Origin of the sequence: Rhodococcus sp. 27YEA6, assembly GCF_044908235.1 — a bacterium.
Taxonomy (GTDB): Bacteria; Actinomycetota; Actinomycetes; order Mycobacteriales; family Mycobacteriaceae; genus Rhodococcus_F; species Rhodococcus_F qingshengii.
On record NZ_JBIYCY010000002.1, the window covers coordinates 790,576 to 808,528 of the forward strand.

Below are 17,953 nucleotides of genomic sequence, written 5' to 3' on the forward strand. Positions count from 1 at the left end.
CACCTGTTGTCGGCGCTGTCTCCGATACAGGCGCGCAGTTCATGTCGTATTGTTCGGGTGAACTGGGGTGACGCGAAGGGGGAATCGCGTCATGGGAGGGGACAGATCTTGACCAGCACCACTACAACCAGCGCTGCGAACACCGGAAACGGACGAGGCGCGAGTCATTCTGCCGAACTGTGCAGGTTGACGGTACTTTCAGCCCATTCGCAGGTGGATCTTGCGGTGCCGCTTCGTGTTCCACTCACCGTGGTCATTCCGGGCATTGTGGACACAATTGTCAACCACAGCAATTTCAACGAGTTCGACCACACCACCGAACAATTCGAGCCCGTCGACTGGACTCTGTCGAAAGTCGGCAGGGCACCGCTGGCACCGACGCTGTCGCTGCACGAGCACGGAATCCGCGATGGAGAATTGCTCGTACTCGAGGCCTCGGACACCGCTGCCCCGCCCCCACTCTTCGACGACATCATGTACACCGTCGCGGCCACGGATGCGGACGTCTACCGACGCTGGACTCCGGTCACCGCGCGCATTGTCGGCTCGACCGCCGCCCTCGTCGCTGCGCTCGTCGCGGCCCTCGCCCTGGTCCTCGGCGACACGGGACTGATCGGCGCCGTCTGCGGCGGAGTGACGTCTTTGGTGCTCACCGTCGCCGCCGTCGTGGCAGCGCGGGTGTACGGAGACTCTGGAAGTTCCGTCACGCTCGGATGCGCTTCGGTGCCACTGGCGTTCGTCTCCGGCGCACTCTGCGTGCCCGGCACTGTTCTTTCGGCTCATCTGCTTCTCGGTTCGGCATTTGCCGCTGCGGTAACTCTGATCTGCTTCCGCTTGTGCGGCGCCGGATTAGCTGTCTTCACAGCACTTCTCGTCGTCCTTCTCGCGGCGGTGGGCACCTTTGCCGTCACTACCACGCTTCCCGAGGCGCGCACCGCGACCGTCAGCGGCGCGGTGATTGCCGCCGCATTGATCGTTCTCACGTTCACCGCTCGACTGTCGATGTTGTTCGCGCGACTACCGCTTCCTCCTGTTCCGACGCCGAGTAATCCCCTCGACGACGACCGCGACGGACTGCCCGAACCCGAACTACCCGGGCTGACCGAGTTGGCGGAAAGGGCAGGGCGGGCGCGTAGCTATCTGACCGGGCTGATCGTGGCCACGTCAGTGGTCGCGCTCGTCGCTGCCGTCGCACTCGCGTGGTCCTGGCCTGGTCAGGGGATCGTCTGGCCGAATCTTGCTCTCGCATTCGCGACGGCCGTCGTGCTGATGTTTCGCGGGCGCACCTACGCGGGCGCACAGCAGGCTGTGCCACTCATCGCGGCAGGCATCTCGGTGATTCTCGTTCTCCTGGGCGACATGGCATGGACCCATCGCGACCATGCATTGGTCGTCTTCGCCATCACGATGACCGTTCTCCTCCTGGCACTGGTTCTGGGAATCCTTGCCCCCCAGAACACATTCAGCCCCGTGATGCGACGCGCTGCCGAGCTGTTGGACCTCGCTGCGATTGCAGCAATCGTTCCGCTGATCTGCTGGGTCAGTGGCCTCTTCACGCTCATGCGTGGCCTCTGAGCGATCGGTGATCGATGGTGATTCGACGTGCAACAAACATCTGCGCCAGTCTCGTGATCGTTGCCTTCAGCGTTCTCGTCGGGGCAGGTGGCGCATCGAGCGCGGTTCCCTCCCCCATCGATCCTGCCGTGCTGCCGGAGGACGGTCCGCCTGCACCTCCACAACCCACCGAACAACGAACCCTGTGCGTCCCAGCCGTGGCAGGTGGTGACGGTGCGGACATTCCACGTTCTCAACGAGATCTGGGATTCGATTCTGTGTGGCCGATCACCAGAGGGGCAGGACAGCGAATTGCTGTCATCGACACCGGTGTCAGCAGACATCCCCGACTGCCATCGCTCGACGGCGGCGGTGATTACGTCGGTACCTCCGACGGCACCGACGATTGTGACGCACACGGAACTGTCGTGGCCGGTCTCATCGCCGCCCAGCAAGTCGAGGGTTCCGGATTCTCCGGAGCTGCGCCGGACGCACAGATAATTTCGATCAGGCAGTCCAGTGCCGCCTTCTCGGTGGCCGGCCAACGCGAAGACCCTGCTGTAGCCGAGAACTCATCCGGGTACGGAAACGTCGACACCATGGCATCGGCCGTCCGTCACGCTGCGGACATGGGTGCAAGCGTCATCAACATCTCCGAAGTCGCCTGCAAGCCTGCCGGGGACGGGATCAACGACCAACGACTCGGCGCTGCAATCGAATACGCCACGATCGCGAAGAACGTCGTAGTCGTCGCAGCTGCAGGTAACGTCGGATCCGGAGGTTGCAAGAACCAGAATCCGCCGCCGGATCCCGTCGATCCCCTAGCCGATCCATGGAACTCGGTTGCGACGATTGCCAGTCCGGCTTGGTACGACGACTATGTCCTCACGGTCGGGTCGGTAGACCCCAATGGCGCCGCCAGTTCCTTCAGCCTCGGCGGTCCGTGGGTCGACGTGGCGGCGCCCGGCACCGGAATCACCTCACTTCACCCGACGTCGCCCGGTCTGACCAACGGGGTGTACGGCTCCGACGGCGCCGTACAGTCGTTCAACGGGACCAGTTTCGCTGCGCCCTTTGTCGCGGCGACCGCCGCACTGGTCCGGTCGGTTCACCCGGAACTGACTGCGCTTCAGGTCATGCAACGTATCGAAGCCACCGCCCACGCTCCGGCGCAGGGTTGGAATCCCTACGTCGGTCACGGCGTCATCGATCCACTTGCGGCAGTGACGGGCGAATTGGCCCCAGGAGAACGCGTCAAGGTCAACCATCAGTCGGTGTCGATCGATCCCCTACCCACGCCGCCGACCCCCGACAACCGATCTCGCGACACGGCACTCGTCGGAGCCGGAACGGTCGGCACCCTCGCCCTACTGACGCTGTTGGCATCGATGCCTCTTCGTCGAGTAATTCGTCGGCATCTTCCCGAACGCCAGAACATCGATCCCTGAACCGTCAGCAGTGTTCAGTTCACCGGAGCGGCCGGCGCTGTATCGGGGGCGATTCCGTCGTGAGCTATCAGTGCATTGCTCTTCTCGAGCGCGGGACCTGATGCAAGTAGGTCGAGCATCTGCCAAGGCGCGCGATCAGGCGTTCGCGTCAATCCGAGCGCGCGAGCGGAGGTTTCGTCCGGTACGCCGTACTTCACACCGGTATCGGCTACGTAGAACACTCCGTCGTGCCTGGTGCTGTTCGTCTCGATTCCGGTCGCTTGAACAAATCCGCCGAATCCCTGTTCGACATGGACGTTGTCGAGATTGTCACCCGATCCGTCCGCCTGCGCCAAGGACACCAACTTGCCACCCTCCGGGATCGGAACCTGCAATCCAGCGACAAGTTTCAGCGTTGCAGAACTACTTTCGCCGCCCTCGACTGCAGGTGCGGGAGCCCATTCCAGACAGCCGACAGGTGCGCCGTGATCATCGACGATCTCCGGAACCACCCGCGGCAACAAGTCGACGGCCAGCTCACTCACCGAGGGAATACGACTGATGGCATCAGGGGTGACGCTCGCGATCCCGGTGGCGCCCTGCGAATCCGAGAAGTAGATCAGCTGGGCGAGCGCCGCACCGATCTTCTGGATCCCGTTCTCGAGTACCACGTAGTACTGCGGGTCCGCACCCACCGAAACCTGGACGACGGAGCCGACAGTCTTGTTCTGCAGAGGAAACCGGGGCGCCGATCCCAGTTGGCGGATTCGCGGAGCCTCGATGCGCGGAACTTCGGGAATCGAATTGAGGAATCCGATACTGATCGGTCGCGCCTGTGCTCCTTCCAGGCCTAAAGCCCGCATGATCGCCGGATCGTCCACATCGATTTCCGCTCGCTTCCCGTCGTACACGAGAAAGTGATCGGAACCCGACTTCACCAGGAATGCACGGTCATTCGTCAGATATGTCGTGTTTTCGCCGACATTGGACGAGCCGACCAGGACCGAAGTCGTCAACGATTTTCTCCCGTCGGATCCGACGGAATCGCACACCGTCCACGCGGCGTTGGTAGGGTCGGCCGATTCCGGCAGCGCGGACGGTGCGCCGGGAATGCCGACGAGCGCGCCCCGGGGTTTCGCCTCGACCTCGGATGCCTTGACTATTGCCGGTTTTCCTGGCGAACCCAGAATCAGTCGTGCGGAGGCCAAGTTCAGCACAGGGCGAAACGTACCCTCCATGGCGACGAACATCGCGCCCGATTCCTTTGCAACGACGATCTCTGCATCGCCGATTCTGTCCTGTGGCCGAAACAGAGCGAGTACAGCGCAACCCGCCAATCCCAGTGCAGCGAGGACTATTCCGACGGTGAAGGCGCGCGACTGTGATCGCATCGGATCGTGAAGCATCCGCACGTCTCGTCTGACCAGCGCATGTTCCATCCGCCTGACCAAGAATCGGTACCCGTTGACCTGCCAGCGCGTGGTAGGTGTCGCAGCCATCATTCCCCCCGTGCCTTACATCCCCTTGCGAAGACACAGTACAGTTCCGCTGGGGCGGAAATTTTCGGGTAGTTCGCAGGTCAGGTATCGGGGAGGAACCGTGGACCGATCGCGGTTGAAGCATTGGCCGTCGTCACACAGGATTTCGACGCGCGAGTTCGTGCCGGCACAGATTTTCGGAATCGGTGCGGGCGGAATCGCGATGGCCAGTGGGCTCGATTGGTTCTGGGCGCTGGCAATCGGTTGTGTGGTTGCCGGATCAATGCTGCTTCATGTGGGCGGTTGGTCGGTAATGTCCTGGATTGTCAGGTACTTTCGCTATCTGCACCGCAAGGACGTCGACCGCAGCACGATCGTCAGTTTTCACACTCCCTCCGAGCAGTCCATCGGGCTCCGAGTGGACGGATCTTCGCTCGTCGCTGTCGTCGAGATCGCTCCCCCACGCGACTACCTGACCAGGATCGGCCGTCATTCGTTCGACGCTTCCCACCTTCTGCCCACGGCAGCCCTCGCCAATTGTCTCTATCAGCACGACATCTCACTCACCGGCATCGACATCGTCAGTCACGGATACCGCGCCGCGTCGGGAACGCCTGCCACCGAAGTCTACGAACGTCTCATCGGACCACTACCAGCCACCGCCACCAGAAGTGTTTGGCTTGCACTACGTTTCGACGCGCTGGAGGGTGGTGCAGCAGTCGAACGCCGGGGCGGGGGCGAACAGGGCGCCGGCCGCGCGATAGCTGTTGCCGCCAATCGTGTCATCCGGGTGCTCGATTCAGCGGGGTGCAAGGCGCGGATCCTGACCGCACCGGAGATCGCGTCGTCCACTGCCCAGGTGACAAGAGGAGTGGCCGGCCACGAGGTCACCGAAACGTGGCGAAGTACCCCCTTGCCTGGCGTGTCCAACGTCGGATTTGGGATCGAACCCCGTTTCATCACCACTGCGACCCTGACCCGAGTGTGGGCAGTGGCAACGGTCGGGACGTCCGTGACAATTCGGTTACGACCCACCGGACAACGCGGAGAGGCGAAGGTCAGTGCGACATGTCGCTTCACCACGCGCAATCCACCTGAGAACGCACCGCTGGCCGGTTTGGTCTCGCTACGTGGGCGCCAGCGCGACGGATTGCTGACCAATTTGCCAACCGCATTGGCCGCGCTGGACGGCATCACGCCGGGCGTTCGCATGGACGGGGGCACACTCGACTCACTCGCTCTACCCCTTGCCGGGTGCGGCCAACTCATCGGCTCGGACCGAAACGGGCACGGTGTCGCGGCCAGAATTTCGGGGCCGGGCGTCAACACCGTTCTTGTCGCCGGCGAACTCTATCTGGCTCAGCAGTTGATCTTTCGAGCCATCGCGACCGGCGCACTGGTACTCGTCCACACCGATCGACCGCAAGCGTGGACCGCGCTCACCGACTCGATGGGAGTGCCTGACCGACTCCGCGTGTCCGGGCAGGGCGGTGGGCCTGAGGGCGCCTTCAACACTGTCGTGTTCGACGGCGTCGAGGGGTTATCTCCGCGTGCCGGCGTGACCGCAATCTATGTGTACGGACATCCACGCCAATGGCCTCGGGTCGACCCTGAAATCTCGATAGTCCAGCCATTCGCACTCGGTGACAAGATCACGGTCGAAACCGGCCGTACACGCGTCGACCTGACTCTGGTGACCATCGCTTCCGAGACATCGTTCATCGGCCGTCCACGAGCCGGCGACGCTCACCAGATGGCGTGATCGCGTATGTCCAAGATCAGCCGGGATAGGGATCACTTGCACGTTGCATCCGCAATCCGCTTCCCCACCAATCCAATTCACGAATCATCTTCTCGCTTGCATCGATCGCAATCGAATCGACGCCGTACGGCTCGTGTCCGAATTGCTTACGCACCCGGTGGATGGTCACGCTTTGACGCACCGAGACCATGTGCAACTCCGCCACCACTTGCCTCAGTTGCTCGACGGCCCGAACACCACCTGAAATCCCGCCGTAGGACACGAATCCGATCGGCTTGGCACGCCACTCGTGTTTCACCGAATCGAATGCGGTCTTGAGAGCAGCCGGATACCCGTGGTTGTATTCGGAGGTCACGGCGACAACAGCGTCGGCGCGCCCGATTCGCCGGCGGAAAACCTCCGTGGCAGGTGAATCCGAGAAATCCTGGGGCAACGACAGCTCTCTGAGGTCGATCACCGATACGTTCCACGACGGGTTCGCGGTTGCGCGCTCGACAAACCAGTCCGCCACTGCTCGTCCCATTCGCCCCTCGCGGACCGAACCTACGATGACTTCGACGTTCAAAGGTGCCATGAACGTCGATGCTAGCGACTGATCACGCAGTGATCCCGTCCGTGATGAGTGCTGCCAGTTCCCGATAAGCGCTGGCATCGTCCAGACCAGTTGCCCGGTAGACCGCGCGTTGCTGGATCCGAACCATCGTCGCCGCAGCGGCATCGGCGACAAATGATGCGTGTACCTGCCGGAATGCGCCCGAATCGACTCCCTCGACGATGAGCGATCGCACACGATCAGCAGCGATCGACGTGTTCTTCTCGTAGACCTGGCTCGCCGACACCGATTCGGCCAGGTCTTCCATGAACTGACTGGACGCCGCGGACAGCCGATCACCCACTGCTTCGAGATACACCGCGACTCGACGAGTCGGGGCCGTTTCGGCGGCGACTGCACTCTCCACTGCATCGGTCGCCGCCCGGAAGAAGTGCACTGTCACCGCCCGCACCAGATCCTCTTTACCGGCCGCCACGGTGTACAAGGTGCTCTTGGAGCAGTGCAGACGAGCTGAGATCTCGTCGAGCGTGAGGTGGGCGAAACCCTCGCTCAAGAACAGTTCGACCAGTTGATCGAACAACTCTGCCCTGCGCGCAGTCGTCTTGTGAACCAGCCTTGCCATACCTACAACAGTACTGCAGTATCGTTCTCAGTACTATTACCTAGCTAGGAGCCGACCGTGCCCGTCGAACGCCTGATGCCCAGCCAAGAAGCTCGCGATCTCATCGAACTGACGCGTGATGTCGCGGACAAGGTACTCGCGCCCAAGGTCAACGAATACGAGAAGGCCGAGAAGTATCCAGACGGAGTGTTCCCCGCACTCGGACAGGCGGGTCTGCTGAGCCTTCCGTATCCCGAGGAGTTCGGCGGCGGCGATCAGCCGTACGAGGTGTACCTCCAAGTGCTCGAAGAGATCGCCTCACGCTGGGCAGCGGTTGCAGTGGCGGTGAGCGTGCACAGCCTGTCGTGCTTCCCGCTGTTCACCTTCGGCACCGACGAACAGAAGAACCGCTGGCTACCGGACATGCTGGGCGGCAACACCATCGGCGCGTACAGCCTGTCCGAAGCGCAGGCCGGATCCGACGCCGCCGCGTTGTCGTGCAAGGCGACGCCCACCGACGGTGGCTACCGCGTCAACGGTTCGAAAGCCTGGATCACCAACGGCGGCAAGGCGGACTTCTACAACCTCTTCGCACGCACCAGTGACGACGGTTCACGCGGCGTCTCCTGCCTCCTGGTGGACAAGGACACCGAAGGCCTCAGCTTCGGAAAACCCGAAGAGAAGATGGGGCTACGCGCGGTCCCCACTGCCTCCGCGAACTACGACGACGCCTTCATTCCTGAGGAGCGATTGATCGGTCAGCGCGGCCAGGGGCTGCCGATCGCCTTCAGCGCTCTCGACTCCGGCCGACTCGGAATCGCCGCCGTTGCCGTCGGAATCGCTCAAGGCGCGCTCGACGACGCGGTCGCTTACGCGAAGGAGCGCAAGGCATTCGGCAAGCGGATCATCGATCACCAGGGACTCGGTTTCGTGCTCGCGGACATGGCTGCCGCAGTCGACTCCGCGCGAGCCACCTACCTCGATGCAGCCCGCCGCCGCGACGCCGGAGTTCCGTATTCACGCAACGCGAGCGTCGCCAAGCTCGTGGCCACCGACGCGGCAATGAAGGTCACCACCGACGCCGTTCAGGTATTCGGCGGGTACGGATACACCCAGGACTTCCCCGTCGAGCGCTACATGCGCGAGGCCAAGATCACGCAGATCTTCGAGGGCACCAACCAGATTCAGCGATTGGTCATCGCGCGCCAACTGGCGGGATAGCCCCCCGGTACGAATGCCCTCCCACACAGAGTGGGAGGGCATTTTGCATGGTGATGTTCAGTCGCCGCAGCATCCACCCGAAGACGGAATCTCGCGGGTCTCACGGGTAATCGCGTTGCGGGCAGCCAGTTCCGAGTAATCGGGGTAGTCCACGCGGACCAACGAAAGTCCGTGCGCCGGAGCAACGAGGATGGAACTGGATCGCGACGTTTCGTCGAGCAACCCTGCCACCCAGTCGGCGGTGCGCCGTCCTTCACCGACGGAGAGGACTGCGCCGACAAGACTGCGAACCATCGACCAGCAGAACGCATCGGCATTCACGTACGCCGTGAACACCGTGCCCTCTTGGGTCCAGTCGAAACGCTGCAGCTCCCGCACCGTCGTAGCGCCTTCTCGACGCTTGCAGAATGCCGCGAAGTTGTGCAGACCCAGCAGCCGATTCGACGCTTCCTGCATCGCTCCGAGATCGAGTGGTTTGGGATACGAGACGGTGTCGCGTGCGCGTAGTGGTTCCACTCCGAACGCCGCGTTGGTCACCCGGTACTCGTAATAGCGTCGCATCGCGGAGAAGCGCGCATCGAAGTCACCCGGAACCACCGATATCTGTTTGACCCGAACGTCCTTGGGCAGAAATCGTGCAAGTCTGCGCACGAGTCGCGACGGATCGTCCGGGAGCAACTCTCCCGGAACGTCGACGTGCGCTACCTGACCGGTGGCGTGGACACCGGCGTCGGTTCGACCGGCAACGGTCAACTGAACCGGGTGTCGAAGCACCGTTCCCAACTTGTCTTCGATCTCACCGCACACGGTGCGCAGATCGGTCTGGCGGGCCCAACCCGAGAAGTCGGTGCCGTCGTAGGAGATGTCGAGCCGCAATCGAACGAGCCCGCCGTCCCCGATGGGGGCGGCGGGCTCGTTCGATTCAGCGTGTGCCGAAACCAAGGGAGACTAGTCCTTCTTGGCCTCTTCGGCCTCGGGAGCGTCGGCCGCAGTTGCGGTCTCGTCCTCGATGGCCTCGACGACTGCGTCAGCGTTCTCGACCTCAGCGTCGGTCGCGTCGGCCTCTACGGCCTCGACGACGTTCTCTGCGGCGGGAGCTTCCTGCGAGGACTTGACGCGACGAGCGCGGTCAGCCTCCGAGGTGACGGTCTTTTCCTTGACGAGCTCGATGATTGCCATCGGAGCGTTATCACCCTTGCGGGGGATCGTCTTGATGATGCGGGTGTATCCACCGTTACGGTCCGCGTAGAACGGGCCGATCTCGGCGAACAGGGTGTGAACGACATCCTTGTTGCGGATGACCTTCAGCACCTCACGACGGTGAGCCAGCGTGCCGGCCTTTGCGTGCGTGACGAGCTTCTCGGCGTAGGGGCGCAATGCCTTGGCCTTGGACTCGGTGGTGGTGATGCGACCGTGCTCGAAGAGCGCGGTAGCCAGATTGGCGAAAATCGCCTTCTGGTGGGAAGCCGACCCGCCGAAGCGGGCACCCTTCTTGGGCTTGGGCATGATGATCTCCTAGTAAAGGACCTGAGCTGCTACAGCTGTTCGGTCTCGGCGTAGTCCTCGGTACCTTCGGCATCGCCGAAGGAACCGGCATCAGTGTCACTCCACGTTCCGGTGGCGGCGTCGTAGCCGGCAACGGTGGTGGGATCGAAGGATGCGGGGCTGTCCTTGAGGGACAGGCCGAGCGAATGCAGCTTGACCTTGACCTCGTCGATGGACTTCTGTCCGAAGTTGCGGATGTCGAGCAGATCGGACTCGGTACGGCCGACAAGCTCACCGACGGTGTGAACACCTTCGCGCTTGAGGCAGTTGTAGGAGCGGACCGTGAGGTCCAGATCCTCGATGGGGAGTCCGAAGGAAGCGATGTGATCGGCCTCGGCAGGCGAGGGTCCGATCTCGATTCCTTCTGCTTCGACGTTCAGCTCACGGGCCAGGCCGAAGAGCTCAACCAGGGTCTTGCCCGCCGAAGCGAGCGCGTCCCGTGCGGTGATGGAGTTCTTCGTTTCCACGTCGAGAACGAGCCGATCGAAGTCGGTGCGCTGTTCGACGCGAGTGGCCTCCACCTTGTAGGTGACCTTGAGCACCGGCGAGTAGATCGAGTCGACCGGGATACGGCCGATCTCTGCGCCGGACGCCTTGTTCTGAACGGCGGGGACATAGCCACGACCGCGCTCGACTACGAGCTCGATCTCCAGCTTTCCCTTGTCGTTCAGGGTGGCGATGTGCAGATCAGGGTTGTTCACGGTGACGCCTGCCGGGGGCACGATGTCGCCCGCAGTAACAGCGCCGGGGCCCTGCTTGCGGACGTACATGGTGACCGGCTCGTCCTCTTCGGAGTTCACGACGAGGCCCTTGAGGTTCAGGATGATGTCGGTGACATCTTCCTTCACGCCCGGGACGGTGGTGAACTCGTGGAGAACGCCGTCGATACGGATGCTGGTGACAGCAGCGCCGGGGATCGACGAGAGCAGCGTGCGGCGCAGCGAATTGCCGAGCGTGTACCCGAAACCTGGCTCCAGGGGCTCGATGACGAACTTCGAGCGGTTATCAGCGATGACCTCTTCGGTCAGCGTGGGTCGCTGAGAAATGAGCATTGGTATTTCCTCCTGTACGGACGTCCACTATTTGACGCCCACGATGGGAAAGGGCCTGCGGCCCTGTGAGTGGTTGAGGAGTCCGGAGACTCCTCAACCACTCACGGGGTGCGAAGCGCCTTACTTCGAGTAGTACTCGACGATGAGCTGTTCCTGCAGAGCGATGTCGATCTGCGCGCGCTCGGGAAGCTGGTGAACCAGGATCCGCAGACGCGAGCCGACAACCTGCAGCCACCCGGGAACCGGGCGATCGCCGACGGTCTCACGCGCAACCTGGAACGGAAGCGTGGAGAGCGACTTCTCCTTGACATCGATGATGTCGTACTGCGAGACGCGGTAGCTCGGGATGTCGACCTTCTTGTTGTTCACGAGAAGGTGACCGTGCGTGACCAGCTGACGTGCCTGACGGCGCGTGCGAGCGAGGCCCGCGCGGTACACGACGTTGTCGAGACGCGACTCGAGGATGCGAAGCAGGTTCTCGCCGGTCTTGCCGGGGCGGTTGTTCGCCTCCTTGTAGTACAGGCGGAACTGCTTCTCCATGACGCCGTAGGTGAAGCGAGCCTTCTGCTTCTCCTGCAGCTGGAGCAGGTACTCGCTCTCCTTGATACGCGCGCGGCCGTGCTGTCCGGGCGGGTACGGGCGACGCTCGAATGCCTGGTCGCCTCCAACGAGGTCGACGCGCAGACGACGCGACTTGCGGGTGATGGGTCCGGTATAACGTGCCATTTTCTTCTACCTATCCTTCCCGCTATACCCGACGCCGCTTGGGCGGACGGCAGCCGTTGTGCGGCTGGGGGGTTACATCGGAAATGGTGCCGACCTCGAGGCCAGCGGCCTGGAGGGAACGGATTGCGGTCTCGCGACCGGATCCCGGTCCCTTGACGAAGACGTCAACCTTCTTGACACCGTGCTCCTGCGCCTTACGGGCAGCGCTCTCAGCAGCAAGCTGAGCGGCGAAGGGAGTCGACTTACGCGAACCCTTGAAGCCGACGTGTCCCGAAGACGCCCAGGAAATGACATTTCCGGCGGGGTCCGTGATGGACACGATGGTGTTGTTGAAGGTGCTCTTGATGTGAGCGGCGCCGTGCGGGATGTTCTTCTTATCCCTGCGACGCGTCTTCTGGGTCTTCTTCGGACCGGTGCTACGTGACTTCGGGGGCATTACTTCGCCTTCTTCTTGCCGGCAATGGTGCGCTTCGGACCCTTACGGGTACGGGCGTTGGTCTTGGTGCGCTGACCACGCACGGGCAGACCACGACGGTGGCGCAGGCCCTGGTAGCAGCCGATCTCGATCTTGCGACGGATGTCGGCCTGAACCTCGCGGCGAAGGTCACCCTCGACCTTGAGCGACTCCTCGATGTACTCGCGGAGCTTTGCCAGGTCCTCGTCCGAGAGGTCCTTGCTCCGGAGATCCGGGCTGACGCCGGTGGCGTCAAGGATTTCCTTGGAGCGGGTACGGCCGATGCCGTAGATGTATGTCAGTGCGATCTCCATGCGCTTTTCGCGAGGAAGATCAACACCAGAGAGACGTGCCATGGTGGCATTTCCTTATCGGTGTGCGGAGGTCTGCTCCCAGCCCTTCCCCTGTGCCTCTTGCCGAGTACCGACGCCCGAAGGCGCAGATGATCTCATCAACTAACTCAGTGGGGCCCCGGCCTCCGTGCCGGGGGTGAACCATTGTCCGACCTTGGCGATCGGTGAACGATCGCGTGGGGTCTCGTCAACAATGGCTGGTACTGGGAGGTCTTCTTTGCTTGTTGCCAAGCAGATCTTCGAAAAGCTAGATCTAGCCCTGACGCTGCTTGTGACGCAGGTTCTCGCAGATCACCATGACTCGACCGTTACGGCGAATCACTTTGCACTTCTCGCAGATCTTCTTGACGCTCGGCTGAACCTTCACGTCTTCTGATCTCCTGTTTTGTCGCAGCCCGCCGCGATGAACCGCGGCAGACATACTTCTCCCTGACCCAGGTCAGGTCCGGGAAGTTCGTTACTTGTAGCGGTAAACGATGCGTCCGCGCGACAAATCGTAGGGCGAGAGCTCTACGACAACGCGATCTTCCGGGAGGATGCGAATGTAGTGCTGACGCATCTTTCCGCTGATGTGGGCGAGGACCTTGTGGCCATTCTCGAGCTCAATGCGGAACATCGCATTGGGCAGCGGCTCGACTACTCGTCCTTCGACCTCGATGGCCCCGTCTTTCTTAGCCATATCCTCCGCGATCCGTTTGGTTTGGCATGCTTCGTGCATCGGCTTCCGTTACATTGGCACGCAATGGAAAGATCGTCGGCAGTTCGAAAGCCCGATCCCGGAGCGATCCAGGCGTAGGCACACGAACTATCGACGCGCATAGCGCACCGCCTAACCATGTTACGCGATGTAAACGACCAGGCCAAATGCGCCTCCGGGCAGGGTGACGACACACACCGCTCCCCCACCGAAAAAGTCCCAGCCTCGAAATGAGGCTGGGACTTCTCGAACATGAATCATGCTCGCTGCCAACACTTGTCAGCGACTGTGTCGACTACTCCGGCCGGAGTGTCAGAATCCGCGGACCGTCTTCGGTCACTGCGACAGTGTGTTCCCAGTGCGCCGCACGGGACCCGTCGGTCGTCACAACGGTCCAGTCGTCGTCGAGAATCACCGTGTCGGTGGTGCCGAGCGTGAGCATCGGCTCAATCGCCAGGCAAGATCCGACAACCAGTTCAGGACCCTTACCCGGGGCACCTTCATTGGCGAGGAACGGATCCATGTGCATTTCCCGGCCGATTCCGTGTCCGCCGTATCCGTCGACGATGCCGTAGGAACGACCGTGCAACTTCTCGGCGGCATGAGTACCGACCTCGATCGCGTGCGAAACATCCGTCAGACGGTTGCCGGCGATCATTGCCGCGATCCCGGCTTCCATGGAAAGCCGAGTGGCTTCGCTGAGCTCCTGATCGGCGACGCTGATCTCACCGACACCGAACGTCCAAGCGGAGTCACCGTGCCATCCGTCGAGGATCGCGCCACAGTCGATGGAAACCAGGTCGCCTTCAGCCAGGATGTCCTGAGCTGAAGGGATTCCGTGAACGACGCGATCGTTGACCGAAGAGCAGATCGAGCCGGTGAAGCCGTGGTACCCGAGGAACGAGGGCACGGCGCCGGCGTCACGAATGACGGATTCAGCGACCGCGTTCAATTCCAAAGTGCTGACACCGGGCTTCGCCGCAGCGCGAACCGCCACCAGCGCCGAACCCACGATCGCGCCGGCAGCAGCCATCGCGTCGAGTTCGCCCGCGGAGCGGAACGGAACAACCTTGCGTTTGCGCCCGAAGACCATTATTTACCCAACGCTGCCAGTGCGCGAGCGTTGACCTCTTCGACCTCGCCGATCGCGTCGACGGAGACGATGCTGTCCTTGTAGTAATCGAACAGCGGTGACGTCTCGTCGCGGTAGACCCGGAGTCGGTTGCGAATGACGTCCTCGGTGTCGTCTGCACGACCGCGGGCGAGCATACGCTCGACCACGATGTCCTCGTCGACGACGAAGGAGAGGACACCGTCGAGCTTGGTGTCGAGATCCTTCAAGATTCCCTCGAGTGCCTGAGCCTGTTCGACCGAGCGCGGAAATCCGTCGAGAAGGAAACCGTTTGCTGCGTCCGGTTCTGCGACGCGAGCCTTCACCATGTCGTTGGTGATCGAGCTCGGTACGAGTTCGCCGGCGTCGATGTACTTCTTTGCTTCCACACCGAGAGCGGTGGCCTGACCGATGTTCGCGCGGAAGAGATCACCCGTGGAGATATGGGGAACGCCGAACTTCTCGGACAAGATAGCGGCCTGGGTGCCCTTGCCGGCACCGGGAGGACCAAGGAGGACAAGTCTCACTTGAGGAACCCTTCATAGTTACGCTGCATTAGCTGACTCTCGATCTGCTTCACGGTGTCCAGGCCGACGCTGACCATGATCAGCACCGCGGTGCCACCGAACGGCAGGTTCTGCGCGCCGCCGCCATTCCCGATGTCGAGGAACAGGTTGGGCAGAACAGCAATGGTGCCGAGGTAAATCGCACCCGGAAGGGTGATGCGACTCAGCACGTAGTTGAGGTAGTCCGCGGTCGGCTGACCGGGTCGGATACCGGGGATGAAGCCGCCGAACTTCTTCATCTCGTCGGCGCGCTCTTCGGGATTGAAGGTGATGGCGACGTAGAAGTACGTGAAGAAGACGATCAGGCCGAAGTAGATCGCGATGTACACCGGGTTGGCCGGATTCACCAGGTAGGTGTTGATGAGGCGCTGCCACCAACTGGGGTCGACCGCTGTACTGGCCGAAGTCAGCTGTGCAATCAAGTTCGGGAGGTACAGCAGTGAAGACGCGAAGATCACCGGGATGACGCCGGCCTGGTTCACCTTCAGAGGCAGGTACGTCGAGGATCCGCCGTACATCTTGCGTCCGACCATCCGCTTCGCGTACTGCACCGGGATACGACGCTGACCCTGCTCGACGAAGACGACACCGGCGATGATCAGCAGCGCTGCGAGGCAGACGAAGGCGAAGACCAGCGGACCACGGCTGTCGAGGATTGCCTTGCCCTCGCTCGGGATACGCGATGCGATACCGGCGAAGATGAGGAGGGACATACCGTTGCCGACGCCACGTTCGGTGATGACCTCGCCGAACCACATGACCATGGCAGCACCGGCAGTCATGACCAGCACGATGATGACAAGTCCGAAGATCGACTTGTCGGCGATGATGTCGTCACAGCCCTGGAGCAACTGTCCGCGTGCCGCAAGAGCGACGATGCCGGTCGACTGCAGGATTGCCAGAGCAATGGACAGGTAACGCGTGTACTGCGTCATCTTGGCCTGGCCGGACTGGCCTTCTTTCCGAAGTTCCTCGAACTTCGGAATCACCACGGTCAGGAGCTGCACGATGATGCTCGCCGTGATGTACGGCATGATGCCGATCGCAAAGATCGACATCTGCAGCAGAGCGCCGCCGGAGAACAGGTTGATCAGCGAGTAGATACCTGCTGAGTCACCGGAGTTGGCGATATCGATGCACTGACGCACACGGCCGTAGTCGACACCTGGGGACGGGATGAGAGCGCCGACCCGATACAGAGCCACCAAGCCGAGGGTGAAGAGGATCTTCCGCCTCAGGTCTGGGGTCCTGAGGGCCGAGACGAAGGCGGAAAGCAAAGATCCTCCTGGCACGACGGTAGGGAGACAGATCGTTTTGACCTGTCGAACTTTTGAACTCTAACAGTGAGCATTTGGGAACTAGGCGGGCAGACCACGAAAACCGGGTAAGCCGAAGATACATTTGCCACTCGGTGACCAGAATACTGGCCCGTCCGAGCATGCACGACCAATCTGTGACACGACCTCGTACCTGTGACACGACCTCGTAGACGCCGATGGCCGCACCGCAGCAAACGCTGCGCTGCGGCCATCGGACTAGCTACGCGTGATCACTCACAGCTCGGTGGCGGAACCACCGGCAGCAGCAATCTTTTCCTTGGCGGAACCGGTGAACTTGTCGACGGTCACCTGAACGGCAACTGTCAGTTCGCCGTCGCCCAGAACCTTGACGAGCTGGTTCTTGCGGACTGCGCCCTTGGCGACGAGATCCTCGACCGTGATTGCTCCACCTTCGGGGAACAGACGGGCGATGTCGCCGACATTGACGACCTGGTACTCGACGCGGAACGGGTTCGTGAAGCCCTTGAGCTTGGGCAGACGCATGTGAAGCGGCATCTGTCCACCCTCGAAGCCCACGCGCACGGTGTTACGTGCCTTGGTGCCCTTGGTACCGCGACCTGCGGTCTTACCACGCTTGCCGCCCTCACCGCGTCCAACACGAATCTTGTTGGACTTGGATCCCGGAGCGGGGCGCAGGTGGTGCAGTTTGATGGTCATGGTTAGACCTCCTCAACTGTTACGAGGTGGCGCACCACGTTGATCAGACCGCGGTTCTGTGCGTTGTCCTCACGAACAACGGTCTGACGGATGCCCTTGAGACCCAGCGTGCGCAGAGAATCCTTCTGGTTCTGCTTGGTCCCGATGATGCTCTTGATCTGAGTGACCTTGAGATCTGCCATTACTTCACACTCCCAGCAGCCTGTGCGCGAGCGCGAAGCATGCCGGCGGGTGCAACCTCTTCGAGGGTGAGGCCGCGGCGAGCCGCAACTTCCTCGGGACGCTGCAGACCCTTGAGCGCAGCAACGGTCGCATGCACGACGTTGATGGCGTTGTCGCTACCGAGCGACTTCGACAGGATGTCCGCGATACCAGCGCACTCCAGCACGGCGCGCACAGCGCCACCGGCGATAACACCGGTACCGGGGCTTGCCGGGCGAAGCATGACGATGCCGGCAGCAGCCTCACCCTGAACGGGGTGAGTGATGGTGTTGGCGATCATCGGGACGCGGAAGAAGCTCTTGCGAGCCTCCTCGACACCCTTCTGGATGGCCGCGGGAACTTCCTTGGCCTTTCCGTAGCCGACGCCGACCAGTCCGTTGCCGTCTCCGACGATCACCAGAGCGGTGAAGCTGAAGCGACGACCACCCTTGACGACCTTGGAAACGCGGTTGATCGTGACAACGCGCTCGATGAACTGTGACTTCTCCGCAGCGTTTCCGCCACGGCCACCGTCGCGACGGTCACGGCCGCCACCACGGTTGTCCCCACGAGCGTTGCTGTTGTCACCGCTGTTGGGGCCATTCTGTCCGGCGGGTCCGCTTCCGCCGTCACGCCTTTGACGTCCCGGCATCAG

General features: G+C 62.0%; 21 protein-coding genes. 4 read left to right on the forward strand and 17 right to left on the reverse strand.

Annotated features, from left to right (window positions below):
* Positions 1-108: 108 nt before the first annotated feature.
* Together eccD and mycP are read left to right on the forward strand one after the other, a co-directional pair.
* Entirely contained in the window at positions 109-1,575 is a 1,467-nt protein-coding gene (eccD, locus tag ABH939_RS10130) for a type VII secretion integral membrane protein EccD (protein ID WP_404649589.1), read from the forward strand.
* A gap of 14 nt (positions 1,576-1,589) precedes the next feature.
* Complete coding sequence (mycP, locus tag ABH939_RS10135) at positions 1,590-3,002, forward strand: type VII secretion-associated serine protease mycosin (protein WP_404649590.1); 1,413 nt, start codon at positions 1,590-1,592, stop codon at positions 3,000-3,002.
* A 14-nt stretch (positions 3,003-3,016) separates the two neighbouring features.
* On the opposite strand, the gene eccB is transcribed toward mycP, so the two are convergent.
* Positions 3,017-4,483, reverse strand: coding sequence for a type VII secretion protein EccB (gene eccB / locus ABH939_RS10140; protein WP_081377635.1), 1,467 nt, complete (start codon positions 4,481-4,483; stop codon positions 3,017-3,019).
* Positions 4,484-4,580: 97 nt separating this feature from the next.
* On the opposite strand from eccB, the gene eccE reads away from it, so the two are divergent.
* Entirely contained in the window at positions 4,581-6,221 is a 1,641-nt protein-coding gene (eccE, locus tag ABH939_RS10145) for a type VII secretion protein EccE (protein ID WP_054188119.1), read from the forward strand.
* Positions 6,222-6,237: 16 nt separating this feature from the next.
* Here the strand turns inward: eccE and ABH939_RS10150 are convergent, their stop codons facing one another.
* Both ABH939_RS10150 and ABH939_RS10155 read right to left on the reverse strand, forming a co-directional pair.
* A complete protein-coding gene (locus ABH939_RS10150) occupies positions 6,238-6,795 on the reverse strand; it encodes an NADPH-dependent FMN reductase (RefSeq protein ID WP_003940967.1) in 558 nt (185 codons plus the stop codon).
* A 22-nt stretch (positions 6,796-6,817) separates the two neighbouring features.
* The gene (locus tag ABH939_RS10155; RefSeq protein ID WP_003940885.1) at positions 6,818-7,396 is read right to left on the reverse strand and encodes a TetR/AcrR family transcriptional regulator; all 579 of its coding nucleotides are present in this window, start codon (positions 7,394-7,396) and stop codon (positions 6,818-6,820) included.
* Positions 7,397-7,453: 57 nt separating this feature from the next.
* Between ABH939_RS10155 and ABH939_RS10160 the strand changes: the two genes are divergently transcribed.
* Complete coding sequence (locus ABH939_RS10160) at positions 7,454-8,596, forward strand: acyl-CoA dehydrogenase family protein (protein WP_007728582.1); 1,143 nt, start codon at positions 7,454-7,456, stop codon at positions 8,594-8,596.
* 57 nt (positions 8,597-8,653) lie between these two features.
* On the opposite strand, the gene truA is transcribed toward ABH939_RS10160, so the two are convergent.
* The 14 genes from truA to rpsE all read right to left on the reverse strand — a co-directional run bounded on the left by truA (position 8,654) and on the right by rpsE (position 17,950).
* Positions 8,654-9,538, reverse strand: a complete 885-nt coding sequence (gene truA, locus ABH939_RS10165; RefSeq protein WP_007728581.1) for a tRNA pseudouridine(38-40) synthase TruA — start codon at positions 9,536-9,538, stop codon at positions 8,654-8,656.
* A 6-nt stretch (positions 9,539-9,544) separates the two neighbouring features.
* Positions 9,545-10,102: a 50S ribosomal protein L17 gene (gene rplQ, locus ABH939_RS10170; RefSeq protein ID WP_007728580.1), complete on the reverse strand. Its 558-nt coding sequence runs from the start codon at positions 10,100-10,102 to the stop codon at positions 9,545-9,547.
* Positions 10,103-10,131: 29 nt separating this feature from the next.
* A complete protein-coding gene (locus ABH939_RS10175; RefSeq protein ID WP_003941016.1) occupies positions 10,132-11,193 on the reverse strand; it encodes a DNA-directed RNA polymerase subunit alpha in 1,062 nt (353 codons plus the stop codon).
* 120 nt (positions 11,194-11,313) lie between these two features.
* Complete coding sequence (gene rpsD, locus ABH939_RS10180; protein ID WP_003940769.1) at positions 11,314-11,919, reverse strand: 30S ribosomal protein S4; 606 nt, start codon at positions 11,917-11,919, stop codon at positions 11,314-11,316.
* A gap of 22 nt (positions 11,920-11,941) precedes the next feature.
* Positions 11,942-12,355, reverse strand: coding sequence for a 30S ribosomal protein S11 (gene rpsK, locus ABH939_RS10185; protein ID WP_003940683.1), 414 nt, complete (start codon positions 12,353-12,355; stop codon positions 11,942-11,944).
* The gene (gene rpsM / locus ABH939_RS10190; RefSeq protein WP_003940834.1) at positions 12,355-12,729 is read right to left on the reverse strand and encodes a 30S ribosomal protein S13; all 375 of its coding nucleotides are present in this window, start codon (positions 12,727-12,729) and stop codon (positions 12,355-12,357) included. The genes rpsK and rpsM overlap by 1 nt, the downstream gene beginning before the upstream one ends.
* A gap of 250 nt (positions 12,730-12,979) precedes the next feature.
* Positions 12,980-13,093, reverse strand: coding sequence for a 50S ribosomal protein L36 (gene rpmJ, locus ABH939_RS10195; protein ID WP_003938068.1), 114 nt, complete (start codon positions 13,091-13,093; stop codon positions 12,980-12,982).
* 90 nt (positions 13,094-13,183) lie between these two features.
* On the reverse strand, positions 13,184-13,405 hold the full coding sequence (gene infA, locus ABH939_RS10200; protein ID WP_003418601.1) for a translation initiation factor IF-1: 222 nt from the start codon (positions 13,403-13,405) through the stop codon (positions 13,184-13,186).
* A 313-nt stretch (positions 13,406-13,718) separates the two neighbouring features.
* Positions 13,719-14,516, reverse strand: coding sequence for a type I methionyl aminopeptidase (gene map / locus ABH939_RS10205; RefSeq protein WP_003940806.1), 798 nt, complete (start codon positions 14,514-14,516; stop codon positions 13,719-13,721).
* Entirely contained in the window at positions 14,516-15,061 is a 546-nt protein-coding gene (locus tag ABH939_RS10210) for an adenylate kinase (protein ID WP_003940868.1), read from the reverse strand. The genes map and ABH939_RS10210 overlap by 1 nt, the downstream gene beginning before the upstream one ends.
* Complete coding sequence (secY, locus tag ABH939_RS10215; RefSeq protein WP_003940773.1) at positions 15,058-16,377, reverse strand: preprotein translocase subunit SecY; 1,320 nt, start codon at positions 16,375-16,377, stop codon at positions 15,058-15,060. Before secY ends, ABH939_RS10210 begins: the two co-directional genes overlap by 4 nt.
* Before the next feature lie 276 nt (positions 16,378-16,653).
* Entirely contained in the window at positions 16,654-17,097 is a 444-nt protein-coding gene (gene rplO / locus ABH939_RS10220; RefSeq protein ID WP_003940829.1) for a 50S ribosomal protein L15, read from the reverse strand.
* 2 nt (positions 17,098-17,099) lie between these two features.
* Complete coding sequence (gene rpmD / locus ABH939_RS10225) at positions 17,100-17,279, reverse strand: 50S ribosomal protein L30 (RefSeq protein WP_003940751.1); 180 nt, start codon at positions 17,277-17,279, stop codon at positions 17,100-17,102.
* Positions 17,279-17,950, reverse strand: coding sequence for a 30S ribosomal protein S5 (rpsE, locus tag ABH939_RS10230; protein ID WP_003940718.1), 672 nt, complete (start codon positions 17,948-17,950; stop codon positions 17,279-17,281). The genes rpmD and rpsE overlap by 1 nt, the downstream gene beginning before the upstream one ends.
* Positions 17,951-17,953: the final 3 nt, after the last annotated feature.